The sequence below is a fragment of the Achromobacter arsenitoxydans SY8 genome (assembly GCF_000236785.1).
Classification (GTDB): Bacteria; Pseudomonadota; Gammaproteobacteria; order Burkholderiales; family Burkholderiaceae_B; genus Achromobacter; species Achromobacter arsenitoxydans.
This window is the reverse complement of record NZ_AGUF01000102.1, coordinates 1-25,091: the sequence shown is the minus strand read 5'-3', so window position 1 is coordinate 25,091 and position 25,091 is coordinate 1. Positions and strand designations below refer to the sequence as shown.

Below are 25,091 nucleotides of genomic sequence, written 5' to 3'. Positions count from 1 at the left end.
GCGGGCGCGGCGGGCTGCGCGTTGACGACACGCGCGCGGCCCGCCGCCAGCCCATGACAAGCGCACACCCGGCGCGGGCCGGGCAAAAACAACGTGCGCAAACGCTCGCGGGACGCCTGGCGTCCCGCGCAAGAATCCTGGAGCGGACATGGAATACTTTACCGTCTCGCTGTTGAACGGCGTGATCTACGGCCTGCTGCTATTCATGGTGTCGGCGGGCCTGACACTGATTTTCGGAATGATGGGCGTGCTGAACTTCGCGCACGCATCGTTCTACATGATAGGCGCGTACGCCGCCTACACCCTGACGCCCGTCACGGGCTTCTGGACGGCGCTGGTGCTGGCCACGGTCATCGCGGGCGTGCTGGGCATGGGCGTCGAGCGCTTCTTCCTGCGGCGCGTGCACAAGTTCGGCCACGCGCAGGAACTGCTGGTGACCTTCGGCCTGGCGTTCATCGTCGCCGAGCTGATCAAGCTGTTCTACGGCGACTTCCCGGTCGACTACCGCGTGCCGCAGTTCCTGAACTTCGCGGCGTTCCGGGTATTCGATGCGGACTATCCCTTCTATCGCCTGCTGATGGGCGGCGTGTCGCTGGCGATGTTCGCCGTGATCTACCTGCTGCTGTCGCGCACCCGCGTGGGCATCGTGGTGCGCTCGGCCATCTACCGTCCGCGCATGGCCGAGGCCCTGGGGCACAACGTGCCGCTGGTCTTCATGAGCGTGTTCGGCGTGGGCGCAGCCATGGCCGGCCTGGCCGGCGCCGTGGCCGGCGCGTTCTACACCACCAATCCGAACATGGCGCTGGAACTGGGCGTGCTGGTGTTCGTGGTGGTCGTGGTCGGCGGCCTGGGCTCACTTGAAGGCGCAATGATCGCCTCGCTGCTGATCGGCCTGATCAGCTCGTTTTCGGTCGGCATCGACGCCAGCCTTGCCACCCTGTTCGGCCTGTTCGGCGCGCGTGAATGGGCGGAAAGCGTGGGCGGCCTGATGACCGTGAAGATATCCAGCCTTGCCGCGACCCTGCCCTTCCTGCTGATGCTGGTGGTGCTGCTGGTCAAGCCGTCGGGCCTGAAGGGAGAACAGGCATGACCCAGGCCATGACCCATACCCGCCGCGCCACCGGCGCGCTGCTGCTGATCCTGTGCGTGGCCACGCTGTGCGCGCTGCCGTGGCTGCTGCCCGCGGGCCAGCTGGTGGCCGCCGTGCAGATGCTGATCGCCGCGCTGTTCGCCTGCGCCTTCAACCTGCTGGCCGGCCAGGGCGGCATGCTGTCCTTCGGCCATGCCGCGTACTTCGGCGTCGGCACCTTCGCCACCATCCACGCCATGAATGCGCTGGGCGGCGCGGGCCTGCTGCCCACGCCCCTGATGCCGCTCGTGGGCGGCGTGGCCGGCCTGCTGTTCGGCCTGGTCGCCGGCTGGTTCGCCACCATGCGCTCAGGCGTGTATTTTTCGATGATCACGCTGGCGCTGGCCGAACTGCTGCATGCGCTGGCGCCGCACCTGAAGGGCGTGTTCGGCGGCGAGGCGGGCGTATCCGCCATGCGCATGCCGGCCTGGGGCTTCACCTTCGGCTCCGACATCGAGGTGTATTTCCTGGTGCTGGCCTGGGTGCTGATCTCGCTGGCCGCGCTGTACGGCCTGACCCGCACCCCGCTGGGGCGGCTGACGCTGGGCCTGCGCGAAAACGCCAACCGCCTGCGCTACCTGGGCTACCGGCCGCATGCGCTCAAGACCATGGTGTTCGCGCTGTCGGCCATGTTCGCCGGCATCGCCGGCGGCCTGCAGGCCCTGAACATTGAGGCCGGCAACTACGTGCTGTTCGAGGTCAAGCTGTCCACGGACGCGGTGCTGTTCGCCTACATCGGCGGCGTCAACGCCTTCCTGGGTCCCGTGCTGGGCGCCTCCATCCTGACCTTCCTGTCGCAGACGCTGGCCGACATCACGCGGTCGTGGCTGCTGTACCAGGGCATTCTGTTCGTCCTGGTGATGCTGTTCGTGCCGGACGGCCTGGTCGGCCTGGTGCAGCGCGCGGCCAAGTCGCTGCGCGAGCGCGGGCTGGCCAACTGGCTGCCGCGCGCCGCGGTGTCGGTGGCCGGCGGCCTGCTGCTGACCGGCGCCACCGTCTTCACGGTGGAACTGCTGCAACGCATGTTCGCCCGCGATTACCGCGCCCTGCTCGCCATGAACCCCGACGCCGGCTGGCCCGCCATCCCGCTGTTCGGCCAGGACTGGGCGCCGCTTGCCGTGTCGACCTGGCTGGTTCCGCTGGCGCTGTTTGCCGCCGGCCTTGCAGCCTGCCGCTGGGCGCTGGCCCTGTGGCGCGACGCCGGCGAAGCCGCCCCCCTGCTGGAGCCCGCCAAATGAGCCACGAAATCCTCACCCTGACCGACGTGCGCAAGTCCTTCGGCGAAGCGCAGATCATCCGCGGCGTGAACCTGGCCATCGAGGCCGGCGAACGCCACGCCGTCATCGGCCCCAACGGCGCGGGCAAGTCCACCCTGTTCCACCTGATGTCGGGCTCGTTCGCGCCCACGTCGGGCGAGATCAACCTGCGCTCGCGCTCCATCGGCGGGCTGGCGCCCGAGGCTATCAACCGCCTGGGGCTGGCGCGCTCGTTCCAGATCACCAACGTGTTCCCGCGCCTGTCCGTGCGCGAAAACCTGCGCCTGGCGGTGCTGCGCATGCACGGACTGGTCTACAACTTCTGGCGCCCCATCGCGCGCAACCGCGCCGTGAACGAGGACGTGGACCGCCTGCTGGAAAAGGTGCGGCTGACGGCCAAGCAGGACACCGCGGCCGGCGACCTGAACTACTCCGAGCAGCGCTCGCTGGAAATCGGCATGACGCTGGCGTCGCGCCCGAAGGTCATCCTGCTGGACGAGCCCATGGCCGGCATGTCCCAGCACGAGGTCGACTACACGGTCGAACTCATCAAGGAAGTGACGCGCGACTGCACCCTGCTGATCGTCGAACACGACATGCAGGTGGTGTTTTCGCTGGCCGACCGCATCAGCGTGCTGGTCTACGGGGAAATCCTGGCAACCGGCACGCCCGCCGCCATCCGCGGCGACGCCCGCGTGCGCGAAGCCTACCTGGGAGAGGAAACGGTATGACGACGCAATCCCCGCTCTTGTCGCTGCAGGGCGTGCATGCCCATTACGGCAAGAGCCACATCCTGCACGGCATCGACCTGTCGATCGGGCGCGGCGAAGTCGTCAGCCTGCTGGGCCGCAACGGCGCGGGCCGCTCCACCACCATGAAGAGCATCATGGGGCTGGTGGACGTGACCGGCGGCCGCATCGCCATCGAAGGCCGCGACATCACCAACAAGCGCCCGTTCGAAATCGCCCGCGCCGGCCTGGGTTTCGTGCCCGAGGAACGCGAGGTCTTCGCCAACCTGACGGTGGACGAGAACCTGCGCATGGGCGAACAGCCGCGGCGCGACGACGCGCCGTTCTGGACCGTGGCGCAGATGTTCGACTACTTCCCGCGCCTGAAAGAACGCAGCAACACCAAGGCGGGCAACCTGTCCGGCGGCGAACAGCAGATGCTGACCATGTGCCGCTCGCTGCTGGGCAATCCCAAGGTCATGCTGATCGACGAGCCCACGGAAGGGCTGGCGCCGAAGATCGTCGAAGTGATCGCCGACGTGATCCGCGACATCCACAAGCGCGGCGTGTCCGTCGTGCTGGTGGAACAGAAGCTGACCATCGCCCTGAAGGTGTCCACCCGCGTCAGCGTGATGGGCCATGGCCGCATCGTGTTCGAAGGACCGCCCGCGCAGCTGCATGAGCGCCAGGACGTCGTCCAGGAATGGCTGGCGGTTTGAGCCGGCCACGTATTCATCCCCTACAGGCACACATCTTGGACAACCCCTCTGAAGTCATCCATGCCGAACTGCGCGGCCAGACGGTCGTGATCACCGGCGGCGCTAAAGGCATCGGCTACAGCACCGCGCAGGCCTTCGCGCGCCAGGGCGCGCGCGTCGCGCTGCTGGACTTGGACGCCGCCGCGCTGGACGCCGCCGCCGCAGAACTGGCGGCCTCGGGCGCCGGCGCGCAGGCCATGGCGGTGCAGGCGTCCGTCACCGACGCCGACGCGGTCGAGCGCGCCTTCGCGCAGGTCGAACAGGCCTGGGGCCGCATCGACGTGCTGGTCAATAACGCCGGCGTCTCGGCCAACAAGCCCACGCTGGACGTCACCGTGGACGAATGGCGCCGCGCCGTGGACATCAACCTGACCGGCGTCTTCCTGTGCGCGCAGGCCGCCGGCCGGCGCATGGTGCCCGCCGGCTCGGGCAGCATCATCAACCTGGCCTCGATGTACGGCGTGGTGGCGGCGCCGGACCGCGCCGCCTACTGCGCCACCAAGGGCGCGGTGGTGCTGCTGACCGAAACCCTGGCCGTGGAATGGGGCCCGATGGGCGTGCGCGTGAACGCGCTGGCGCCCGGCTATGTCGAGACCGACCTGGTGCGCGACCTGGCCGCGCGCGGCCGGCTGGACCCCGAACTCCTGAAGCAACGCACGCCCCTGCGCCGCATGGCGCAGCCGGCCGAAATGGCCGACCTGGCGGTTTTCCTGGCATCGCGCCAGGCCGCCTACATCACCGGACACACCCTGGTGGCCGACGGCGGCTGGAGCCGCTACAGCTACCTCTAATCGCACCGACGCTAAAAACACTCTGGAGATTCACTCATGGCCACCTACCAACCGCTCGAGCCCCAGGCGCCCTGGCGGCAACTGACGGCCGAGGCCTCGGACTGGCAGCAGGCGGACCCCGCCCTGCTCGGCACGATGCTGACCCAGCTGCACTGGATCCGCGCCTTTGAAGAAGCCGTGCTGGAATTGGCCGCCGAGGGCCTGGTGCACGGACCCGCCCACTCGTCGGTGGGCCAGGAAGGCGGCGCCGTCGGTTCGGTGCTGGCGCTGGGCGCCGGCGACCAGATCAACGGCTCGCACCGCGGCCACCACCAGTTCCTGGCCAAGGCGCTGCAGCATGTGGCGCCGCTTGGCCTGGCCCCGCGTAACCCGCTCACGCCCGCCATCGACGAGGTCCTGCACAAGACGCTGGCCGAGATCATGGGCCTGGCGGACGGGTATTGCCGCGGCCGCGGCGGCAGCATGCACCTGCGCTGGCTTGAAGCCGGCGCGCTGGGCACCAACGCCATCGTGGGCGGCGGCGTGCCGCTGGCGGCCGGCGCGGGCTGGGCGCACAAGCACGCGGGCACCGACCGCGTGGCCGTGACCTACTTCGGCGACGGCGCGGTGAACATCGGGTCCGTGCTGGAAACGATGAATCTGACGGCCGCCTGGAAGACGCCGCTGTGCTTCTTCATCGAGAACAACCGCTACGCCGTGTCCACCACCGTGGAAGAATCCACCGCCGAGCCGCGCCTGTCTGCGCGCGGCCTGGCCTTCAACATCCCGTCGTGGAAGGTCGACGGCATGGACCCGCTGGCCGTGCACCTGGCCATGTCGGAAGCCGTGGCGCACATGCGCGCCGGCAAGGGCCCAACCATTGTCGAGGTGGACGTCTACCGCTTCTTCCACCAGAACGGTCCCTTCCCCGGCAGCGCCTTCGGCTACCGCACCAAAGACGAAGAAGCGCAATGGCGCCAGCGCGATCCGCTGGACCGGATCGCGTCGGAAATGATCGGCCGCAAGCTCGTCACGCAAGCCGAGGTGGATGCGCTGCGCCAGCGCTGCAAGGACGTCATGAAAGACGTGTCCAGCCGCCTGACCGAGGCCGGCGACGGCGGCAAGCGCCGCGTGCGCGCCGACCTTTGGCCCAGCCCCGACTTCCGCGACGTGGGCCTGCGCAGCGACGGCTCGGAACTGGCCGGCCTGCGCTACCAGGATGCCGCGGACCACGGCGGCGCAAAGGTCGAACGCAAGTTCGTCGACGCCGTGGCCGACGTGCTGGACCGCCGCATGGAAACGGACCCGGGCGTGGTCGTGCTGGGCGAAGACGTGCACCGCCTGAAGGGCGGCACCAACGGCGCCACCCGCGGCCTGAAGGACAAGTATCCTGACCGCGTGCTGGGCACGCCGATCTCCGAGAACGCGTTCGCCGGCCTGGGCGGCGGCCTGGCAATGGACGGCCGCTACAAGCCGGTCGTGGAATTCATGTACCCCGACTTCATGTGGGTGGCGGCCGACCAGATCTTCAACCAGATCGGCAAGGCGCGCCACATGTTCGGCGGCGACATCGACGTGCCCTTCGTGCTGCGCACCAAGGTCGCGATGGGCACCGGCTACGGTTCGCAGCATTCCATGGACCCGGCCGGCATCTTCGCCACCGCGCCCGGCTGGCGCATCGTCGCGCCGTCCACGCCCTACGAATACGTCGGCCTGATGAACACGGCGCTGGCCTCCAAGGATCCGGTGCTGGTCATCGAGCACGTGGACCTGTACGCCTCGTCGGGCGAAGTGCCCGACGGCGACCTGGACTACGCCATCCCCTTCGGCAAGGCGCGCGTGCGCCGCGAGGGCGGCAAGGTCACCATCCTGACTTACCTGTCCATGGTCAGCCGCGCGCTGGCGGCCGCCGAGCGCGCCGGCGTGGACGCAGAGGTCATCGACCTGCGCACGCTGGACCGCGCCAGCCTGGACTGGGACACCATCGGCGCCAGCATCCGCAAGACCAACAACGTGCTGATCGTAGAGCAAGGCGCGCGCGGCACGTCCTACGGCGCCATGCTGGCCGACGAGATCCAGCGCCGCTACTTCGACTGGCTGGACCAGCCGGTCAAGCGCGTAACCGGCGGCGAGGCGTCGCCCAGCATCTCCAAGGTGCTGGAGCGCGCGGCGTTCGCCGATACCGACGAAGTGGTCGCGGGGCTGGAAGATGTGCTGGCGGACCTGGGAGAACAGGCATGAGCGCCCTGCACATGACCGTGCCGATGGAGGTCGGCATCTGCTGCGCGGACCTGGACGCGCAGCTGGCGTTCTACACCGGCATCGTCGGCCTTACGCTCGTGAACCGCGTGACCGTGCCCGCAGACAAGGCCCGCGCCACGGGCCTCACGCCCCACGGCTACGACGTGGCGCGCCTGCAGACGCCGTACGGCGAGCGCGTCAAGCTGCTGCAGCCCGCAGTAAAGCCCGAGCCCGCGGCGCGGGGCGCGGCCATCCTGGATCGCCAGGGGGCCGCCTATCTGACCTTCATCGTGCGCGACCTGCCCGGCGTGGTGCGCGGCCTGAAATCGAAGGGCGTCGTCTTCGACAGCACCCCGGCGCCGATGGAAGTGCGGCCGGGCACCTGGCTGGCCTTCTTCCGCGACCCCGAAGGCAATGTGCTGGAACTGGTCGAATACGACGATCCCGCCGCGTACCGGCCCGACCTGGCCGGCGCCGCTGAATAGGAAGAACATCGTGGCATACCTTATCAAGCTCCCCTCCGTTGCCGCCGACGCCTCGGGCGGCACCCTGCACCAGTGGCTCAAGCAGGAAGGCGACCGCGTCGCCGTGGGCGATGCGCTGGCGGAAATCGAAACCGAAAAGGCCATCGTCGAGATCAACGCCGAACAGGCGGGCGTGCTGGGCCGCATCATCGTGCAGGCCGGGCCCGCCTCGGTGCCCATCAACACCGTGATCGGCGTGCTGATTGCGCAAGGCGAGGATCCGACGGCGATCGACCGCGCGCTGGCCGAACACGGCGGGGCGCAGGCTGACGGAGCGCCGGCCGCCGGGACGCCGGCCGCCGGAACGCCGGCCGCCCCACCCGCACCGGCCGCCGCGCAAGTTGCCGCTGCGCCGCAGCCGGCAGGCGCCGCCGCTTCAGAAGCCAAGGCCGCGGCCCCCGCGACAAACGCGCCCATTCCGGGCGGCCGCCTCTTTGCCAGTCCGCTGGCCCGCCGCCTGGCCGCCCAATGGCATGTGGATCTGCTGGGCATCACGGGCACCGGCCCGCATGGCCGCATCGTGCGCCGCGACGTGGAAGCTGCGCGCGACCGCGCCCCGGCCCCGGCTGCCGCCGGCACGCCAAGCGCCGCCCGCCCCGCGGCGCGCCGGGTTCCGCACACCGGCATGCGCCGCGCCATCGCGCGCCGCCTGACCGAAAGCAAACAGCATGTGCCGCACTTCTACCTGACCGTCGATTGCCGCATGGACGCGCTGCTGGCCCTGCGCTCGCAGGCCAACCACGGCGGCGCGGTCAAGCTGTCGGTCAACGACTTCATCGTGCGCGCCGCCGCGCTGGCGCTGCGCGAAGTGCCGGAGGTGAACGCCTCCTGGCACGACGACGATATCGAGTACCACGCGGGCGCCGACATCTCGGTCGCGGTGGCGACCGACGGCGGCCTGGTCACGCCCATCGTGCGCGACGCGGACGTCAAATCGCTGTCCGCCATCGCGGGCGAAATCGTCGAGCTGGCCGGACGCGCCAAGGTCAACCGCCTGAAGCCCGAAGAATTCACGGGCGGCTCGCTCACGGTCAGCAACCTGGGGATGTACGGCATCAGCCAGTTCGCCGCCATCATCAACCCGCCCCAGGCCGCCATCCTGGCCGTGGGCGCGGCCGAGCGCCGGCCGGTCGTGAACGAGGACGGGCAGCTCGCCGCCGCCACCGTCATGACCGTCACGCTGTCGGCCGACCACCGCGTGGTGGATGGCGCGGTCGGCGCGCGCTGGCTGGCCGCCTTCCGCACGCTGATCGAAAATCCCGTGCGGATCCTGCTGTGAGCATCGCCATGACGAAAACGAGCTTTGACCTTGTCGTGGTTGGCGGCGGACCCGGCGGCTATGTCGCCGCCATCCGCGCCGCGCAGCTCGGCATGTCGGTGGCGCTGGTGGAGCGCGCGGAGCTGGGCGGCATCTGCCTGAACTGGGGCTGCATTCCCACCAAGGCGCTGCTGCACAGCGCGACGGTGCTGCGCGCGTGCCGCGAGGCCGCGCACTACGGCGTGACGGGCGCAGGCGAAGCGCGGCCGGATCTTGCGGCCATGGTCGCCCGGTCGCGCAAGGTGGCCGGCCGCCTGGGCCAGGGCGTGGCGCACTTGATGAAGAAAAATGGGGTGACGGTGTTCGCCGCCAGCGCCAGGCTTGCCGGGTCCGGCAAGCTGGCGCTGGACAACGGCGCCACGCTGTCAGCCAAGCACATCATCCTGGCCACCGGCGCGCGCGCCCGCGAACTGCCTGCGCTGCCCGTAGGCGAGCGCATCTGGGCCTACCGGCAGGCGCTCGTGCCCGCCGAAATCCCGAAGTCGCTGCTGGTGGTGGGCGCGGGCGCCATCGGCGCGGAGTTCGCCAGCTTCTATCGCGCGGTGGGCGCCGAGGTCACGCTGATCGACATGACGCCGGAAATCCTGCCGCAGGAAGACGCCGAAATCTCGCAGCTGGCCCGCAAAGCCTTCGAAAAGCAAGGTATCCGCGTGCTGACGCGCTGCGCAGTGACGGCGTCGTCGCAGACCGCTACGGGCGTGAAAGTCACGCTGGACCACGAAGGCAGGAAGACCGACCTTGAAGTCGACCGGGTCATCGTCGCCGCCGGTATCGTCGGCAACGTGGAGAATCTGGGCCTGGAGCAGACCCGCGTGAAGGTCGAAAAGACGCACATCGTCACCGACGGCCTGTGCCGCACGGGCGAACCCGGCGTCTACGCGATCGGCGACGTGGCCGGCGCGCCCTGGCTGGCGCACAAGGCCAGCCACGAGGCCGTGCTGTGCGTGGAAGCCATCGCCGGCAAACCCGCCCATCCCATCGACCCGCTGCGCATCCCCGCCTGCACGTACTCCTATCCGCAGGTGGCCAGCATCGGCATGACCGAAGCCCGCGCCCGGGAACACGCCAAACAACATGGCGGCGACATCCGCGTGGGCAAGTTCACCTTCGCCGGCAACGGCAAGGCGATCGCCATGGGCGAAGACCAGGGCCTGGTCAAGACCGTGTTCGACGCGAAGTCCGGCGAACTGCTGGGCGCCCACATCATCCATCCGGAAGCGTCCGAACTGATCACGGGCTACGGGGTGGCGGCTTCGCTGGAGGCCACCGAGGAAGACCTCATGCACACCGTGTTCGCGCATCCGACGCTGTCGGAGACGCTGCACGAATCGGTACTGGCGGCCTTTGGACGGGCGCTGCACGCGTAGGGCGCGGCGGGCGGGCAACGGATGGCCGCAAGGCCGCCGCTAGATCCGCCCCGCATAGAAATCCAGGAAGCACGCAATGCGCCGCGAAAGCTGCGTGTTGCGGTGGTACACGGCGTGCATGGGCTGCAGGTGATCGGTGTATTCGCTTTCCATCACCTTCACCAGCCGCCCCGCCCGGATTTCGTCCCGCACCATGAAATCCGACACGCACGCAATGCCGACGCCGAGCAGCGCCAGTTGGAACTGCGTCTCGCCGCTGGACGTCGCAAGCGTCGGCGTGATCAGATAGCCCGTGCCGCCCGCGTGGCGCAGCGGCCAGACGTTCAGGCTTTCCGGCTGGGTGAATCCGAGCAGCTCGTGCCCGGCCAGATCCTCGACGGTCTTGGGCGCGCCGCGCCGGGCCACGTAGTCCGGGCTGGCCATGAGCCAGCGCGGCGATGGCCGCATGGCGCGCGCGTGCAGGGTGGAATCCGTCAGCGGCCCCATGCGCAGCGCCACATCGGTGCGATGCTCCATCAGGTCCACGATGCGGTCGTTGCTGGTCAGCTCCAGCGAAATCTCGGGATACTCGCGCCGGAACTCCGCCACATGCGGCACCACGCAATGCAACATCACCGGCACCGACGCATCCACCCGCAAGCGGCCCGCCGGACGCTGATGCACCATGCGCATGCATTCCTCGGCCTCTTCGAGCGACGCGACGATCTGCCGGGCCTTCGGCAGGAAATGCCTGCCCTCCTCGGTCAGCTCCATGCGGCGCGTGGTCCGGTTAAGCAGCGTGACCCCAAGGTCTTCCTCCAGCCGCTGCAGCCCACGGCTGACGCCCGACGCGGTCTGGCCGAGCATCTCGGCGGCGGCGCTGAGGGAACCGGCGTCGACCACGCCGAGGAACAGGCGCAGGGCTTCGGAGTTTAGGGACATGGCGGTGGGCTCCGGTGGGTGACCCGTAGGATTTTATCGGCGGCCAGGAATCGCACTGCCACGACGGCCATGACGCAGGCGTAGCTGCGAAAAAAAAGCGGCGCCAAAAGCGCCGCTTTTTCCTCGCAACAGGCAATCAGCCCATCAGCGCTTGCCCTTCTGCTTGAGCTGCGACAGATCGCGCACCGCGCCGCGGTCCGCCGACGTCGCCAGGGCGGCATACGCCTGCAGCGCCTGCGACACTACGCGCTCGCGGCCCACGGGCTCCCAGCCGTCGGCGCGCGCGTCCATCGCGGCGCGGCGGCGGGCCAGTTCCTCGTCGGAGACCGCCAGATGCATCTTGCGGTTCGGGATGTCGATCTCGATCACGTCGCCTTCTTCCACCAGGCCGATCGTGCCGCCTTCCGCCGCTTCCGGCGATGCATGGCCGATCACCAGGCCCGACGAACCGCCCGAGAAGCGGCCATCGGTGAACAAAGCGCAGGTCTTGCCCAGGCCCTTGGACTTCAGGTAGGACGTGGGATACAGCATTTCCTGCATGCCCGGACCGCCCTTGGGGCCTTCGTAGCGAATCACCACCACGTCGCCCGCCACGATCTTGTCGCCCAGGATGCCTTCCACGGCGTCGTCCTGGCTTTCGAAGACGCGCGCGCGGCCCGTAAAGACCCATTGCGACTCGTCCACGCCGGCCGTCTTCACGATGCAGCCCTTTTCCGCCAGGTTGCCGTACAGCACGGCCAGGCCGCCGTCCTTCGAGTAGGCGTTTTCCTTGCTGCGGATGCAGCCCGTCTTGCGGTCCGTGTCCAGGGTCAGGAACGTGGCGTCCTGGCTGAAGGCGACCGTGGTCGGGATGCCGCCGGGCGCCGCGCGGTAGAACTTCTGCGCCGCTTCGCCAGCGCCGCCGGCCACGTCCCATTGCTGGATCGCGTTGCCCAGCGTGCCGCTGTGCACGTTGCCGCAGGACAGGTCCAGCAGGTCGGCGCGGGCCAGCTCGCCCAGGATGCCCAGGATGCCGCCGGCGCGGTGCACGTCTTCGATGTGGTACTTGTCGGTGGCGGGCGCCGCCTTGCACAGGCAGGGCACCTTGCGCGAAATGCGGTCGATGTCGGCCATGGTGAAGTCCACGCCGGCTTCCTGCGCCGCGGCCAGCAGATGCAGCACGGTATTGGTCGACCCGCCCATGGCCACGTCCAGCGCCATGGCGTTCTGGAACGCGCTCTTGGTGGCGATGCTGCGCGGCAGGACGGATTCGTCTTCTTCAACGTAGTAGCGGCGGCACAGGTCCACGACCAGGCGGCCGGCTTGTTCAAACAAGCCCTTGCGCCAGGCGTGCGTGGCCACGATGGTGCCGTTGCCCGGCAGCGCCAGGCCGATGGCTTCGGTCAGACAGTTCATCGAGTTGGCCGTGAACATGCCGGAACAGGAGCCGCAGGTCGGGCAGGCGCTGCGTTCGACTTCAGCCACGTCGGCGTCCGACACGTTGGGATCGGCCGCCTTGATCATGGCGTCGATCAGGTCGATCTTGGCGATGACGGTGCCGTCGGTGGGCGACTTGACCTTGCCCGCTTCCATCGGGCCGCCGGACACGAACACGACCGGGATGTTCAGGCGCATGGCGGCCATCAGCATCCCCGGGGTGATCTTGTCGCAGTTCGAGATGCAGACCATGGCGTCGGCGCAGTGCGCGTTCACCATGTATTCCACCGAGTCGGCAATGAGTTCGCGCGACGGCAGCGAATACAGCATGCCGCCGTGGCCCATGGCGATGCCGTCGTCGACGGCGATGGTGTTGAATTCCTTGGCGACGCCGCCCGCGGCTTCGATTTCCTTGGCCACCAGCGCGCCCAGGTCGCGCAGGTGCACGTGACCCGGCACGAACTGCGTGAACGAGTTCACCACCGCGATGATCGGCTTGCCGAAGTCTCCGTCCTTCATGCCGGTGGCGCGCCACAGGGCGCGGGCTCCGGCCATGTTGCGGCCGTGGGTCGAGGTGCGGGAACGGTAGTGCGGCATGATCTGTCTCAGGCTGTAGCTGTTAGCGTGGGCGGCAAAACGGTAAATAATACGCTGGTTCGGGGCGGGACCGCCCGGCGGCCGCGCCGGAGCCGGTCAATGGCCATCAGGCGGACGCCTGCCCGCGTGCCGCGAACGCGCTGGGCGACTCCCCCAGCGCCTTGCGGAACATCGCGGCAAATGCGCTGGGACTGTCATAGCCCAGGTCCAGGGCCACATCCAGCACACGCTCGCCGCGCGCCAGGCGCTCCATCGCGGCCAGCAGCCGCGCCTGCTGGCGCCAGCGGCCGAACGTCATGCCCGTGTGGCGCACGAACAGGCGATGCACGGTTTTGGGGTCCACCCCCAATTCCCGCGCCCAGTCGGCCGCCCCGTCCTGACGTTCCGGATGCCGCACGATGGCCCGGCAGATGCGGGCCAGCCTGGGCTCCGACGGCTGCGGCAGATGCAGCGGCAGCACGGGTTCCTGGCGCAGCTCGTCCAGCAGCAGCATCATCAGCCGGCCGTCGCGCGTGTCCGGCGCCCAATCCAACGGCACCTCGGCAGCGGCCGCCATCAGCTCGCGCAAAAGCGGCGACACCGACAGCACGCAGCATTGCGCCGGCAGGTGCTTTGCTGCGCCCGGCTCGATGAACACCGTACGCATGCGGGGCTCGCCGCTCATGCGAATGCCGTGCGACACCCAGGCCGGCACCCAGACGCCGCGCGTGGGCGGCACGATCCAGATGCCCGCGTCGGTATCCACCACCATCACGCCCGAAATCGCATAGACGAGCTGCCCGCGGCGATGCCGGTGGCGCTTGACCCGATGGCCGTCCTGATAGTCCACCGCCAGCCCGGCCACGGGGCGGCGCGAAGACTCATAGGGAAACAGGTCCAGATCGGCCGGGGAACGGCTCGGCGCAGGGGCAGGCATGTCCATTTCTCGATGATTGCAGCTCGGTTGACGCCAGATGGTACCGGACTGCGGCCCTGGTTCGCGGCCTCAAGAGACCGGCGCCAGCGCCAGCAGCGCATCCTGCAGATGGCGCAGCCCGCGGCTGAGCGGCTTGTCGCGGCGCAGGACGATGGCGAGGTCGCGCGACAGGCGCGGCGTCAGCGACCGCAGCGCCAGCGCATCGCGCCGGCCCGCCCCCGACACCGCCAGCCGGGGCAGAACCGCGCAGCCCAGCCCTGCCGCCACGATCTCTTTCATCGCCTCCGTGCTGCCCAGTTCCATGATGGGCTTGACCGCCACGCCCGCCGCCTCGAACCAGTCGTCCACCAGCCGCCGCGTGCGCGCGCCGGGCTCGAACAGCACCAGCGGCAGCCGCGACAGGGATTGCGGCGTGACAACCTCGGGAATGGCGGCCTCGTCCCGCGCAGGAAAAATCGCCACAAATTCGTCTTCCATCACGGGCGTCGCCTGGAACATGCGGCCCGGCGCGGGCAGCGTGATCAGCACAATGTCCAGCGTGTTGGCCTCCAGCCCGCGCAGCATGTCCGCCGTATTGCCCGTGCTGGCCACGATGTCCAGCGCCGGAAAGCGGCGGCGCAGGTCGGCCAGCAGCGGCGGCAGCAGATAGGTGCAGGCGGTGGCGCCCGTGCCCAGCCGGATCCGGCCGGACACCTGCGACGCGTGCGCGGTCATGGCCTGCTCGGCCTGCGCCAGCGCGCCGTCGATCACGCGGATATGGGCCAGCAGTTCCAGCCCGGCCGCCGTCGGCCCGGCGCGCCGGCCGATGCGCTCCACCAGCTTCACCCCGAACCGGCGCTCCAGCTGGCGGATCTGCAGGCTGACCGCCGGCTGCGTCACCCCGCCGCGCTCGGCGGCGGCGGAAAAGCTGCCCAGTTCGATGACCTGCGCAAACGTGCGCAAATGGTCCAGGTTCAGGCCACGCATCGGCTCAATCCAAAGTTTTACTTATGAAAAGCATAATAGACCAAAGCTTTATTAATGAAATCGCTTGCCGCACACTGGCGGCTGCCTGACCAAACTTTCGCCACCCACCTCGCCGGCCATTCCATGTCGCCCCATACGCCCACCGTCCTCATCCGCGACAGCGCGGAAGCCGATCTTCCCGCCATCAAGACCATCTACGCGCACCACGTACAGCACGGCACCGCCTCGTTCGAACTGGAGCCGCCGCCCATCGCCGAAATGCGCCAGCGCCGCGCCAGCGTGCTGGAAAAGGAAATGCCCTACCTGGTGGCCGAGATCGCCGGCGAAGTCGTCGGCTATGCCTACGTCACCCCCTACCGCCCGCGCCCGGCCTACCGCCACACGGTCGAAGACTCCGTCTACGTAAAGGCCGGCCGCGCCGGACTGGGCATCGGCGGCAAGCTGCTGGCCGCGCTGGTAGAGCGCTGCACGGCGGCAGGCTGGCGCCAGATGCTGGCGGTGGTGGGCGACAGCCGCAACGCCGCGTCGCTGGCGCTGCACGCCAGCCAGGGCTTCCACCCGGCAGGCACGTTGCGGTCCGTGGGACACAAGCATGGCGAATGGCGCGATACCGTCCTGATGCAACGCAGCCTGGGCGAAGGCGACACGACGCCCCCGCAGCGGCCATGATTCCCGCGCGCGCCATCATCTGCCTGGGCCTGACCCAGCTGGTGGGCTGGGGCGTGACCTTCTACCTGATCGGCGCCCTGGGCCCGGCCATGACCGCCGACCTGGGCTGGGACGCCCCCCTCGTCTACGGCGGCTTCTCGGCCGCCATCGTGGTCATGGCGCTGGTATCGCCCGCCGCCGGCGCTGCGGTGGACCGCTGGGGCGGACACCGGGTCATGCCTGCCGGCGCCGCGCTGTCCGCCGCAGGCTGCGCCCTGCTCGCCGCCACACACTCCCCCGTCCTGTATTTCGCGGCCTGGGCCGTCCTGGGCGTGGGCATGCGCCTGTGCCTCTACGACGCCGCCTTCGCATCCCTGGCCCGCGCCGCCGGCCCCGCCGCGCGGCGCTCCATGTCCCAGATCACCCTGTTTGGCGGCCTGGCCTCCACCGTGATGTGGCCCGTTGGCCATGCGCTGGCCGAATCGCTAGGCTGGCGCGGCGCCGCGCTGGCCTACGCCGCGCTGGCCCTGGCCACCGTGCCCCTCTACCTGGCCCTGCCCCGCCAGCGCCACGCCGCCGCCGCAACAGACCACGGCAAATCCAACACCGGCCTGACCCGAACCCCCGCCGAACGCCGACTGGCCGGCACCCTGTACGCGGTCATCGCGATGCTCACCAACTTCCTGGCCGCCGGCAACGCCGCCCACATCTTCTCCCTGCTCTCAGGCCTGGGGCTGGCCGCGGCCACCGCCGCCAGCGTCGCGGCCCTGTGGGGCATCGGCCAATTCGCCGCCCGCCTGGGCGACGTCGCCCTGGGCTCCCGCCTGCACCCGCTGACCCTCAACCTGGCCGTGGGTGCCGCGCTGCCGCTGTGCTTCCTGCTCGCCCTGCTGTCCGGCGGCAGCCTCTACGCCACCGCCGCCTACACCCTGCTCTACGGCGCCTGCAACGGCCTCATGACCATCACCCGCGGCACGCTGCCGCTGGCCCTCTTTGACTTCCGCAGCTACGGCGCCCTCGTCGGCTCCCTGCTGATCCCCAGCTTCCTGCTGACCGCCGCGGCTCCGATCGCGTATGCGTTCATCATCGAATGGCAAGGCGCGCACGCGGCCATGGCCGTGTCGGCAACCCTGGCCGCCATCATCGCAGCCGCGGCGTTCATGCTTAGATGGAAATTCATCGGACAGGCCAACGAGACGCCCGAGGCGGACGCCCGTGCGCCCGGCGCAGCGCCAGCCAGGCAAGAGACGGCGTGAGCCGCACTGGTCACATGGGACGGTGTCTGACACCCACAGGGCGCTGACGCAATGCGGACCGGCGTCCCTGGCGGGTGTCAGACGCTTGGTGAGCAACGAAGCACGACACACCAAACGCCCCCACACGCGCAGCGCCATCACCTCGACGCAAGACACCGCGTAAGCCCCAGGCCCGCCGCCCGCGCGGCAGGCCAGGGGCGGGCCCCGCAAGACGCTCTAACCCCACCCCAGCGCTGGCAAGAACCTAAAGAACCCCGCCCGCCCCAGCCCCCGTGAAGCTCAAACCACAGGAGCCCGGCGTGGCGGCGGCCTGGGGTGCGCGGGGCGTGTAGATGCGCCCGACGGAATCCGAAGGCAGCCGCCGCAGGCGGCAACAAGGATGAGGAAGGGGCAGTCCGGAGCGAACGCTCCGGACCGCAATCGTAGCCCCGCGCGCCCCAGGCCGCCGCCACGCCGGGCGTCAAAAGAACCAGCAACGCAGCCCACAGCCCACAGCCCATCATCACCCCTCAGCAGCAGAAGCCACCACCCACTTCTCCCACCCAATCTTCCTAAGCTTGCAAGCCGGACACTCCCCGCACCCATAGCCCCAGTCATGCCGAGCCCCCCGCTCCCCCAGATAGCAGGTATGGCTTTCCTCAACAATCGTCTCAACCAGCGCATCCCCGCCCAACTGATAAGCCAGCGCCCACGTCTCCGACTTGTCGATCCACATCAGCGGCGTCTCGATCGTCACCCGCGACCCCAGCCCCAAGCCCAGCGCCACCTGCTGCGCCTTGATCGTGTCGTCGCGGCAATCCGGATACCCCGAAAAATCCGTCTCGCACATCCCGCCCACCAGCACATCCAGCTGCCGCCGGTACCCCAGCGCAGCGGCCAGCGTCAGGAACAGCAGATTGCGCCCCGGCACGAACGTATTCGGCAGCCCGTTGGCCTGCATCTCGATCGCCCGGTCGCTGGTCATGGCCGTATCGCCCACCTGCCCCAGCACCTTCAGGTCCAGCAGATGGTCCTCGCCCAGGCGCGGCGCCCAATCCGGGAAATTCGCGCGGATCTCGCGCAGCACATTCAGCCGCGCCGACAGTTCGATGTGATGGCGCTGCCCGTAATCGAACGCCACCGTCTCCACATGGGCATAGCGGTCCAGCGCCCAGGCCAGGCAAGTGGTGGAATCCTGGCCGCCCGAAAACAGCACGAGCGCGCGACGTTGATGATTTTGCATAAAGGGGGCTTCTGGAATGACGAAGGGACAACTGGAACTTTAACCGAGCAAACCGCCTTCCCCGTAAGGAACGCTGCGTAAAATCGACCGGGTCATTTTCAAGGTTCACCCGTAACGCCCGCTTCGACGTCCCCTTTCCCACAGCCGCCAGACGGATCCCCGCACGATGAATGCCAAGCGCACGCAGTCCGATTCCGCAGAACCCTTGCGTCACGATATCCGGCTCCTGGGCCGACTGTTAGGAGAGGTCATCGAAGAATGCGAAGGCAAGCGCGTCTTCGACACCATCGAGACCCTGCGCCGCACCGCCGTCAAATTCCGCCGCGAAGGCAACGACGCCGACAGCAAACTGCTGGAACAGCGCGTCAAGCGCCTGCAAGGCAGCGACCCCAACTCCGTCGCGCGCGCCTTCAGCTACTTCCTGCACCTGGCCAACATCGCCGAAGACCGCGACCAGAACCGCCGCCAGCGCGCCCGCGCCCTGGCCGACAACACGCCCGCCCGCGGCAGCCTGCGCGAAGCCATCCAGATCCTGGGCGGGCAAGGCGTCGGCCTGGCCCGCATCCGCCGCCTGCTGGCCGAAGCCTGCGTCATGCCGGTCCTGACGGCCCACCCCACCGAGGTCCAGCGCAAAAGCACCCTCGACGTGCACCGCGAAATCTCCACCGCCCTCGCGCAGCGCGAAGCCCAGCTCACCCCCGAAGAACAGGCCGAACTCGACACCGCCCTGCTCGGCCGCGTCGCCACCCTGTGGCAGACCCGCATGCTGCGCTACACCCGGCTCACCGTGGCCGACGAAATCGAAAACGCGCTCTCGTACTACCGCAGCACCTTCCTGCAGGTCATCCCCCGCCTGTACGGCGACCTGTCCAAGCTGCTGAGCCGCGAATCCGCCAAGCCCTTCGCCGCCCCGCCCGCGCCGCTGGAACCCTTCCTGCGCATGGGCAGCTGGATCGGCGGAGACCGCGACGGCAATCCCAACGTCGACGCCTCCACCCTCGAACGCGCCCTGCTGCGCCAAGCCACCGTCCTGTTCGAACACTACCTGCAGGAAGTCCACGCGCTGGGCGCCGAACTGTCCATCACCACCCTCCTCATCGCCGCCGACCCGCAACTGCTGGCGCTGGCCGACAGCAGCGGCGACGACTCCCCCCACCGCCGCGACGAACCCTACCGCCGCGCCCTCGTCGGCGTCTACGCCCGTCTGGCCGCCACCGCGCTGCGCCTCACCGGCCAGGACCTGGCCCGCCGCAGCACCGTCGCCGCCTCCGCCTACGACGCGCCCGCCGAACTGTCGGCCGACCTCGCCGTCATCGCCGCATCGCTCGCCGCCCACCACGGCGCGCCCGTCGCCAAGCTGCGGCTGGCCGGCCTGCAGCAGGCCGTCGAAGTCTTCGGCTTTCACCTTGCCACCGTCGACCTGCGCCAAAGCTCCGACGTCCACGAAAACGCCCTGGCCGAACTCTTCTCCCGCGCCGGCGCCACCCGCGACGGCAAGCCCCTGGACTACCTGGCGCTTACCGAAGAAGAGCGCGTCGAACTGCTGCGCGCCGAACTGGCGCAGGCGCGCCCGCTCGCCTCGCCCTGGATCGCCTACAGCGAAGACACCACCCGCGAACTCGCCGTCCTGCGCGCCGCCGCCGCCGGCCGCGCCCGCTACGGCAAGCAGGCCGTGCGCCAGACCATCGTGTCCCACACCGAGACCCTCAGCGACCTGCTCGAAGTCATGGTGCTGCAAAAAGAAGCCGGCCTCATCGCCCCCGCCGGCCAGGACATCCCTGCCGAAGACGGCCTCATGGTCGTGCCCCTCTTCGAAACCATTCCCGACTTGCAGCGCGGCGCCGACATCATGGCCGCCTGGCTCGACCTGCCCGAAGTCCGCCAGCGCGTAAAACTCGCGCAGAACGGCGCGCAGGAAGTCATGCTGGGCTACTCCGACAGCAACAAGGACGGCGGCTTCCTCACCTCCAACTGGTCGCTCTACCAGGCCGAACGCGCACTGGTCGACGTCTTCTCCACCCGCAACGTCCGCCTGCGCCTCTTCCACGGCCGCGGCGGCTCCGTCGGCCGCGGCGGCGGCTCCAGCTTCGACGCCATCCTCGCCCAGCCCCCCGGCACCGTCGCCGGCCAGATCCGCCTGACGGAACAGGGCGAGGTCATCCAGAGCAAATACAAAGACGCCGAAGTCGGCCGCTGGCACCTCGAACTGCTCGTCGCCGCCACCCTCGAATCCAGCCTCGCCCCGCGCGCCGAAGCCACCAGCGCAGAAGACGCCCACATGGCGCACCACGGCCCCGCCATGTCCTTCATGTCCGAGACCGCGCAGCGCACCTACCGCGGCCTCGTCTACGACACGCCCCGCTTCGCCGAATACTTCTTCGCCGCCACCCCCATCAGCGAAATCGCCGGCCTGAACATCGGCTCGCGCCCCGCGTCCCGCAAGAAAGGCCAACGCATCGAAGACCTCCGCGCCATCCCCTGGGGCTTCTCCTGGGCTCAATGCCGCCTGATGCTCACCGGCTGGTACGGCATGGGCTCCGCCATCGAGGCCTATCTTGAGGCCGGCGCCCCCGACGCCCCGCGCTCGCGCCGCGGCCGCCTGGCCCAGCTACGCGAAATGGCCCGCGACTGGCCCGCCTTCCGCACCCTGCTCTCCAACATGGAGATGGTGCTGGCCAAATCCGACCTCGCCATCGCCGCCCGCTACGCCCAACTCGTCCCGCAGCGCGCCCTGCGCGAACGCATCTTCGGCGCCATCAGCGCCGAACACGGCCGCACGCTCGCCATGCTCAAGCTCCTGACCCAGCGCGAACTGCTGGCCGACAACCCCACCCTGCAGATCGCGCTGCGCGAGCGTTTCGCCTACATCGACCCGCTGAACTACCTGCAAATCGACCTGATCCGCCGCCACCGCGCCGCGCAAAAGCACCCCACCGCCGAAGTCGACAAGCGCGTGCAGCGCGCGATCCACCTGACGATCAACGGGATCGCGGCGGGGCTGCGGAATTCGGGGTGAGCGCCGTCGTGAATGCTGCCTTGAAGGTCACCTCGGGCGCCGCCACCATTGCCGCGGAAATGACTGGAAGCGGCGCCCCCGTGGTGTTTCTGCACGCCAACATCTGCGACAAACGCATGTGGCATGCGCAGATGAAAGCCAGTGGATCGGACTACCTGGCGATTTGCTACGACCGTCGCGGCTTTGGGCAGACACAGGCGCCAGCGGAAAGCCATTCCTCCGTAGCGGACCTGCTTGCGGTCATCGACGCAACCGCCGGCGCAGCTCCGGCGATTCTGGTCGGCTGTTCACAGGGCGCCAACATCGCCTTGAATGCTGCGGTGTCGCACCCGGCGCGGGTGCGTGGGCTTGTGCTGATCTCGCCGACGGTGAACGGCGCCCCGGCAGCGGTCTACACGCCTGAACTACAGGCGTTGGTCATCCGGCAACAAAACGCGGAAGCATCCAAAGACCTCGACAGGCTCAACGAGATCAAAGCGCACCTGTTCCTGGACGGCCCCTTGGCTGCCCCAGGACGGGTAAGCGGCCCCATGCGGCGCCTGTTCCTGGAGATGAACGCCATCGCGCTGGCCGCCACGCCATCGGGGACCAATCGCGACGATGGACAGGCATACCATCACCTCAAGACGATCACCGCGCCGTCCACGGTCATCTGGGGCAATCTGGACTTTCCCCATATCCAGGAGCGCGCCAGCCTGGTCGCACAACTGCTGCCCAATGCAGAAGCCCACGAATTGCAGGGCGTTGCCCACCTGCCGGGCCTGGAGCAGCCCGATATCGTCACCGGCCTGATCAGGCATCTGATCAAGCGCTGCGCTTGAGCGGGCGCAATCTCCAGATGCTGACGGTTGCGCCCGCAGGAGATACGAAAGATGTTCTCGCACATTTTTGTCAGCGTCAGCGATTTCGATCGCGCCCTGCATTTCTACAGCGCCATGTTCGATATCCTGGGCATCGAATCGCGGTTCTGCGAAAAAGACCGGCCCTGGGCGGGCTGGCAAAGCCATGGGCAGCAACGCCCCTACTTCGTGATATGCCGCCCCTACAACGGCCAGCCTCATGCACCCGGCAACGGCCAGATGATCGCCTTCATGGCTGATTCCAGAGAAGCCGTCCGCCGGGCGCATCGCACCGCGCTGGAAAACGGCGGCACCTGCGAAGGCCCCCCGGGCCTGCGGCCCGAGTATCACGCGCATTACTACGGCGCCTATTTTCGCGATCCTGACGGCAACAAGCTTTGCGTGGCTTGCCATTCGCCGGCCGACACTTAGCGCGTTGGCGGTCAGGAGTCGCAGGACATCCCAAGATGTCCCGGTCGTGCGCGCTGGCTTCGCATCAGAGGGATTCCATTAAGGGTAGATATCCCTTCGATGCGATTAGGACAAGTCCTAGCAATCGCCCGATAGATCAGGACTAGTCCCGTATACGAGAAGCCGGCGATTGCTCAGGATTGAGCGCTGAATCCACGCGCATCCACCGCAATCCATCGTTGCAAGCGGACGCCTATTCACAGGCGGGCTATTCGCCCGCTCTGGCGAACAAGGCCTGTCGCTGCACGGAGCATGCCATGCCTTCCCAATCCGATCTACGCTTCACCTTCGCCCCCATCGACAGCATTTCGATCAAACTGGCCTGCGCCAATCCCGCCATCAACGTCCGCCATGTACCGGAGGTGGCAGGGCGCTCAGAACTGCAGGCTGGTCAGTCGAACCTGCAGCGCACCGAAGACTATGAACTGCATGCCGGCGGCGGCAGCGGAAACAGCCTGGCTCAGCTCAGTCACTTGAACACCGGGTCCAAGGCTAAGTGCGCGGAGCGCTGCCGATGACTGCGGAACACGTCTTAACCTTCGCCGAACGGCATCGTGGCCCGCATGATCACCTGTACTTGCTCGTCGATGCATTGGCCGAGTGCGAATCATCCCATCCCCTGAGCGTTCCGTCGCTGAGCCAGGATCGCGGCGAGGCCGCGGTCGAACGGATCTTGCGGCCTGACCTTGCCTATGCGCGCGAAGCGTGTCCGGCTTTGGTGGAACTTGCGGCGCCGGGACGGGAATGCTCGAAACGGCTCCTTGAACTCAGCGCCTGCTACGCGCAGGAAGACCTCGCCTACAAAAAGCGGTACGTCTGCGGATGGCTGCTGAGTCCGGCTCCGCTCGGCGCTGTTGCCCGCCACGTGGCCGAGCAATGCCGAATTTCCTCGTCCAGTTCAAGCAACTCCATGACCCCATGGTACGAACCGCTGCGCCTGGAGCTGCTTGCAGCCGCCCTGGGGACTGGGCTTGCAGGAGTGCTTTCCCCCATCAGCGCCTGGCTGCTTCCAACCACTTGGGGCAGCTTCTCCATATTGCCGGGCGGCCCATCAAACGCCAAAAGAGAAGACGCCGACTTGGTCCGTCATACGCAGCGCGCGGCGAAGCTGGTGAGCGATTTTCTGGACGCTTGGCGGCTCGCGCAGCAAGGCCGCCATTCGTTCGCGCCCTGGCGGTGGAACGGAGCGGGGATTTTGCCCCCGCAGGCTGGCGTCCATGCCTTCCGGCTTGTCCGTGACGCCCAGCAGCTTGGGCTCAGGGACAGTCGCGACATCATCGCGCTCTGTCTGCAGCGGGTTGGGATTCATCCGCAATTGCCCAGGCATCCGAAGATCCAACGGGACATTCTTGATGCCGTTAAGGGTGTGGCTCCGTTGGAAGCCCGCTTCGAACGCTACAACGCCGCCGACTGGAAAGATATTTTTGCCTCCTTGCCGCAAGCAGCAAACTACTCATGAACACCAGCCAATTGCTTAGCAGAGCCCTGCACCACGCCGTGCCCAACCCCACCGGAGACTGCAACGCTTGCGAGCGCATGGGTTTTCCGATTCTGCCGTTGCGGGCCGCGTATGCGCCTTCGCCGCTGGCCATGGGGAAGCGGGCAGTCGCCGGCGCCGGTGGTCTGGAAGCCGTACAGATGCGGCTGGATCAACCGCGCACCCTGCGCCAGGGCTATCTGTATGTGCTGCTGGACAAAGCGCTGTGGCAGGCCTACCAGGTCACGCCTGAAGGCGCGCTGCGCCAGTTCAACCCCTTCGCCATACCGCGCGCCAAGCCTCAGCCCTTAAGCGAAAAGTGCATCAAGGCTGACCACGTTACCCCTGCCTCGTTCATCAACATCAACACCGCACGTCATTCAGAGGCGTGGATCGCCTTTTCCAGCGACCCGTGGTCGGAAAGCGTGCTGCAGCGCTATGAAATAGGCTTCGGTCAGGACAAGACCTCGCTCGAGCCGCGATTCCTCAAGCTCGACCTGAAAGCGGCGCGCAACGATCCCGCCAGTGTGGGAATCGCCATGACGGAAGATGCGCTGCAGGTCGACCAGCAAGTGCTGGAGTACGCCTCGCCCACGGCAGGCGACTTCAACAGTGTGCACGGATTCTGCACCCGCAATCACCGTCTTGAAGCCTTGCGCGGGTTTGTGCGGGTTCAGGCCCAGTGTGAGCACTTGCCCAACGGGGTGCTGGCGGTGGTGCTGCCGGATCCGGTTGGCCTGGTGCAGGAAATCAATCACCAGCGCGCGGGCTGGGTGCGTGAGCGGCAGGCCTTCGAGGCCGACCCCGTCAATCACTACAAGTTCTTCACCTCGGAAACCCTCAAGCGCCTGCGCGAACTCTGCAAGCAAGCGGCCGACGACTTTGTTCCCGAAAGACCGAATGCGGGCTGGGAAATAATGCCCAGCGAAGCCGGCAGTCCGCCAATATTCAGAGATCCTGCACGCGAACGCGCCGAACAGGTGGAGCACAAGGCTAAGAGCCTGATCGCGCGCCTTGACGAGCGCTACGACGAAGCGGCGCGCGCGGCCTGGGAAAAGACCTTCGAGGCCGCCAGGGATCGCTTGCAGCAGCAAGTGGATCAGATGGCTGAACTTTACGAAAGCCAGATTCGCCACGATCCCTTGTTTCGCCTGATCGAGCGGTACGACTACGATGCGCGAAACGTCTACTCGGTGGCCGCTTATATCCAGACCCTGGAACTATGCCTGCGCGGCGGCATCACCGAAGCGCCTCT

Annotated in this window: 22 protein-coding genes; 17 read left to right on the top strand and 5 right to left on the bottom strand. The window is 68.0% G+C overall.

The window, feature by feature from the left end:
• Nucleotides 1-148: 148 nt before the first annotated feature.
• From KYC_RS27750 to lpdA, 9 genes are read left to right on the top strand one after another with little or no spacing between them, the layout of a single operon-like run.
• Nucleotides 149-1,090 carry a branched-chain amino acid ABC transporter permease gene (locus tag KYC_RS27750; protein ID WP_008168878.1) on the top strand — a complete coding sequence of 314 codons (942 nt, stop codon included), beginning with the start codon at nt 149-151 and terminating at the stop codon, nt 1,088-1,090.
• Entirely contained in the window at nt 1,087-2,367 is a 1,281-nt protein-coding gene (locus KYC_RS27745) for a branched-chain amino acid ABC transporter permease (protein ID WP_008168877.1), read from the top strand. The genes KYC_RS27750 and KYC_RS27745 overlap by 4 nt, the downstream gene beginning before the upstream one ends.
• Nucleotides 2,364-3,116 carry an ABC transporter ATP-binding protein gene (locus tag KYC_RS27740; protein ID WP_008168876.1) on the top strand — a complete coding sequence of 251 codons (753 nt, stop codon included), beginning with the start codon at nt 2,364-2,366 and terminating at the stop codon, nt 3,114-3,116. Before KYC_RS27745 ends, KYC_RS27740 begins: the two co-directional genes overlap by 4 nt.
• Complete coding sequence (locus KYC_RS27735) at nt 3,113-3,832, top strand: ABC transporter ATP-binding protein (RefSeq protein WP_008168874.1); 720 nt, start codon at nt 3,113-3,115, stop codon at nt 3,830-3,832. Before KYC_RS27740 ends, KYC_RS27735 begins: the two co-directional genes overlap by 4 nt.
• 35 nt (nt 3,833-3,867) lie before the next feature.
• Nucleotides 3,868-4,662: an SDR family NAD(P)-dependent oxidoreductase gene (locus KYC_RS27730; RefSeq protein ID WP_008168873.1), complete on the top strand. Its 795-nt coding sequence runs from the start codon at nt 3,868-3,870 to the stop codon at nt 4,660-4,662.
• A 36-nt stretch (nt 4,663-4,698) separates the two neighbouring features.
• Nucleotides 4,699-6,882, top strand: coding sequence for an alpha-ketoacid dehydrogenase subunit alpha/beta (locus KYC_RS27725; protein WP_008168872.1), 2,184 nt, complete (start codon nt 4,699-4,701; stop codon nt 6,880-6,882).
• Nucleotides 6,879-7,367, top strand: a complete 489-nt coding sequence (locus tag KYC_RS27720) for a VOC family protein (protein ID WP_008168871.1) — start codon at nt 6,879-6,881, stop codon at nt 7,365-7,367. The genes KYC_RS27725 and KYC_RS27720 overlap by 4 nt, the downstream gene beginning before the upstream one ends.
• Nucleotides 7,368-7,377: 10 nt before the next feature.
• Nucleotides 7,378-8,685: a pyruvate dehydrogenase complex dihydrolipoamide acetyltransferase gene (locus KYC_RS27715; RefSeq protein WP_008168870.1), complete on the top strand. Its 1,308-nt coding sequence runs from the start codon at nt 7,378-7,380 to the stop codon at nt 8,683-8,685.
• Between the two features lie 8 nt (nt 8,686-8,693).
• Nucleotides 8,694-10,091 (top strand): dihydrolipoyl dehydrogenase, encoded by a 1,398-nt coding sequence (gene lpdA / locus KYC_RS27710; protein ID WP_043519444.1) that lies wholly within the window; start codon nt 8,694-8,696, stop codon nt 10,089-10,091.
• A 39-nt stretch (nt 10,092-10,130) separates the two neighbouring features.
• Here lpdA and KYC_RS27705 read toward each other — a convergent pair whose 3' ends face one another.
• From KYC_RS27705 to KYC_RS27690, 4 genes are all read right to left on the bottom strand, one after another.
• Nucleotides 10,131-11,012: a LysR family transcriptional regulator gene (locus KYC_RS27705; protein ID WP_008168868.1), complete on the bottom strand. Its 882-nt coding sequence runs from the start codon at nt 11,010-11,012 to the stop codon at nt 10,131-10,133.
• A 144-nt stretch (nt 11,013-11,156) separates the two neighbouring features.
• Complete coding sequence (ilvD, locus tag KYC_RS27700; RefSeq protein WP_008168867.1) at nt 11,157-13,025, bottom strand: dihydroxy-acid dehydratase; 1,869 nt, start codon at nt 13,023-13,025, stop codon at nt 11,157-11,159.
• A 106-nt stretch (nt 13,026-13,131) separates the two neighbouring features.
• Nucleotides 13,132-13,947 carry an AraC family transcriptional regulator gene (locus KYC_RS27695; RefSeq protein WP_008168866.1) on the bottom strand — a complete coding sequence of 272 codons (816 nt, stop codon included), beginning with the start codon at nt 13,945-13,947 and terminating at the stop codon, nt 13,132-13,134.
• A 63-nt stretch (nt 13,948-14,010) separates the two neighbouring features.
• Nucleotides 14,011-14,907, bottom strand: a complete 897-nt coding sequence (locus KYC_RS27690) for a LysR family transcriptional regulator (RefSeq protein WP_008168865.1) — start codon at nt 14,905-14,907, stop codon at nt 14,011-14,013.
• A 123-nt stretch (nt 14,908-15,030) separates the two neighbouring features.
• Between KYC_RS27690 and KYC_RS27685 the strand changes: the two genes are divergently transcribed.
• Complete coding sequence (locus KYC_RS27685) at nt 15,031-15,576, top strand: GNAT family N-acetyltransferase (RefSeq protein WP_043519442.1); 546 nt, start codon at nt 15,031-15,033, stop codon at nt 15,574-15,576.
• Nucleotides 15,573-16,811, top strand: a complete 1,239-nt coding sequence (locus KYC_RS27680) for an MFS transporter (protein ID WP_008168861.1) — start codon at nt 15,573-15,575, stop codon at nt 16,809-16,811. Before KYC_RS27685 ends, KYC_RS27680 begins: the two co-directional genes overlap by 4 nt.
• 502 nt (nt 16,812-17,313) lie before the next feature.
• Here the strand turns inward: KYC_RS27680 and queC are convergent.
• Nucleotides 17,314-18,033 (bottom strand): 7-cyano-7-deazaguanine synthase QueC, encoded by a 720-nt coding sequence (gene queC, locus KYC_RS27675; RefSeq protein ID WP_008168859.1) that lies wholly within the window; start codon nt 18,031-18,033, stop codon nt 17,314-17,316.
• Between the two features lie 166 nt (nt 18,034-18,199).
• On the opposite strand from queC, the gene ppc reads away from it, so the two are divergent.
• The 6 genes from ppc to KYC_RS27645 form a co-directional block, all read left to right on the top strand.
• A complete protein-coding gene (ppc, locus tag KYC_RS27670; protein WP_008168857.1) occupies nt 18,200-21,049 on the top strand; it encodes a phosphoenolpyruvate carboxylase in 2,850 nt (949 codons plus the stop codon).
• Nucleotides 21,046-21,870 carry an alpha/beta fold hydrolase gene (locus KYC_RS27665; RefSeq protein WP_008168855.1) on the top strand — a complete coding sequence of 275 codons (825 nt, stop codon included), beginning with the start codon at nt 21,046-21,048 and terminating at the stop codon, nt 21,868-21,870. The genes ppc and KYC_RS27665 overlap by 4 nt, the downstream gene beginning before the upstream one ends.
• A gap of 51 nt (nt 21,871-21,921) precedes the next feature.
• The gene (locus tag KYC_RS27660; protein ID WP_008168852.1) at nt 21,922-22,320 is read left to right on the top strand and encodes a VOC family protein; all 399 of its coding nucleotides are present in this window, start codon (nt 21,922-21,924) and stop codon (nt 22,318-22,320) included.
• A gap of 296 nt (nt 22,321-22,616) precedes the next feature.
• Nucleotides 22,617-22,877 (top strand): hypothetical protein, encoded by a 261-nt coding sequence (locus KYC_RS27655; RefSeq protein WP_238532004.1) that lies wholly within the window; start codon nt 22,617-22,619, stop codon nt 22,875-22,877.
• Nucleotides 22,874-23,818, top strand: coding sequence for a DUF4123 domain-containing protein (locus KYC_RS29175; protein WP_081478127.1), 945 nt, complete (start codon nt 22,874-22,876; stop codon nt 23,816-23,818). Before KYC_RS27655 ends, KYC_RS29175 begins: the two co-directional genes overlap by 4 nt.
• Nucleotides 23,815-25,091: T6SS effector BTH_I2691 family protein (locus tag KYC_RS27645; RefSeq protein ID WP_008168846.1), on the top strand; the 1,277-nt coding region annotated here is incomplete at its 3' end. The genes KYC_RS29175 and KYC_RS27645, both read left to right, overlap by 4 nt.

What these genes read in the sequence shown, in the direction of transcription:
- KYC_RS27750 (WP_008168878.1), top strand. Translation starts at nt 149, where the DNA reads ATGGAATACTTTACCGTCTCGCTGTTGAACGGCGTGATCTACGGCCTG.
- KYC_RS27745 (WP_008168877.1), top strand. Translation starts at nt 1,087, where the DNA reads ATGACCCAGGCCATGACCCATACCCGCCGCGCCACCGGCGCGCTGCTG.
- KYC_RS27740 (WP_008168876.1), top strand. Translation starts at nt 2,364, where the DNA reads ATGAGCCACGAAATCCTCACCCTGACCGACGTGCGCAAGTCCTTCGGC.
- KYC_RS27735 (WP_008168874.1), top strand. Translation starts at nt 3,113, where the DNA reads ATGACGACGCAATCCCCGCTCTTGTCGCTGCAGGGCGTGCATGCCCAT.
- KYC_RS27725 (WP_008168872.1), top strand. Translation starts at nt 4,699, where the DNA reads ATGGCCACCTACCAACCGCTCGAGCCCCAGGCGCCCTGGCGGCAACTG.
- KYC_RS27720 (WP_008168871.1), top strand. Translation starts at nt 6,879, where the DNA reads ATGAGCGCCCTGCACATGACCGTGCCGATGGAGGTCGGCATCTGCTGC.
- lpdA (WP_043519444.1), top strand. Translation starts at nt 8,694, where the DNA reads ATGACGAAAACGAGCTTTGACCTTGTCGTGGTTGGCGGCGGACCCGGC.
- KYC_RS27705 (WP_008168868.1), bottom strand. Translation starts at nt 11,012, where the DNA reads ATGTCCCTAAACTCCGAAGCCCTGCGCCTGTTCCTCGGCGTGGTCGAC.
- ilvD (WP_008168867.1), bottom strand. Translation starts at nt 13,025, where the DNA reads ATGCCGCACTACCGTTCCCGCACCTCGACCCACGGCCGCAACATGGCC.
- KYC_RS27695 (WP_008168866.1), bottom strand. Translation starts at nt 13,947, where the DNA reads ATGGACATGCCTGCCCCTGCGCCGAGCCGTTCCCCGGCCGATCTGGAC.
- KYC_RS27690 (WP_008168865.1), bottom strand. Translation starts at nt 14,907, where the DNA reads ATGCGTGGCCTGAACCTGGACCATTTGCGCACGTTTGCGCAGGTCATC.
- KYC_RS27685 (WP_043519442.1), top strand. Translation starts at nt 15,031, where the DNA reads ATGTCGCCCCATACGCCCACCGTCCTCATCCGCGACAGCGCGGAAGCC.
- KYC_RS27680 (WP_008168861.1), top strand. Translation starts at nt 15,573, where the DNA reads ATGATTCCCGCGCGCGCCATCATCTGCCTGGGCCTGACCCAGCTGGTG.
- queC (WP_008168859.1), bottom strand. Translation starts at nt 18,033, where the DNA reads ATGCAAAATCATCAACGTCGCGCGCTCGTGCTGTTTTCGGGCGGCCAG.
- ppc (WP_008168857.1), top strand. Translation starts at nt 18,200, where the DNA reads ATGAATGCCAAGCGCACGCAGTCCGATTCCGCAGAACCCTTGCGTCAC.
- KYC_RS27660 (WP_008168852.1), top strand. Translation starts at nt 21,922, where the DNA reads ATGTTCTCGCACATTTTTGTCAGCGTCAGCGATTTCGATCGCGCCCTG.
- KYC_RS27655 (WP_238532004.1), top strand. Translation starts at nt 22,617, where the DNA reads ATGCCTTCCCAATCCGATCTACGCTTCACCTTCGCCCCCATCGACAGC.
- KYC_RS29175 (WP_081478127.1), top strand. Translation starts at nt 22,874, where the DNA reads ATGACTGCGGAACACGTCTTAACCTTCGCCGAACGGCATCGTGGCCCG.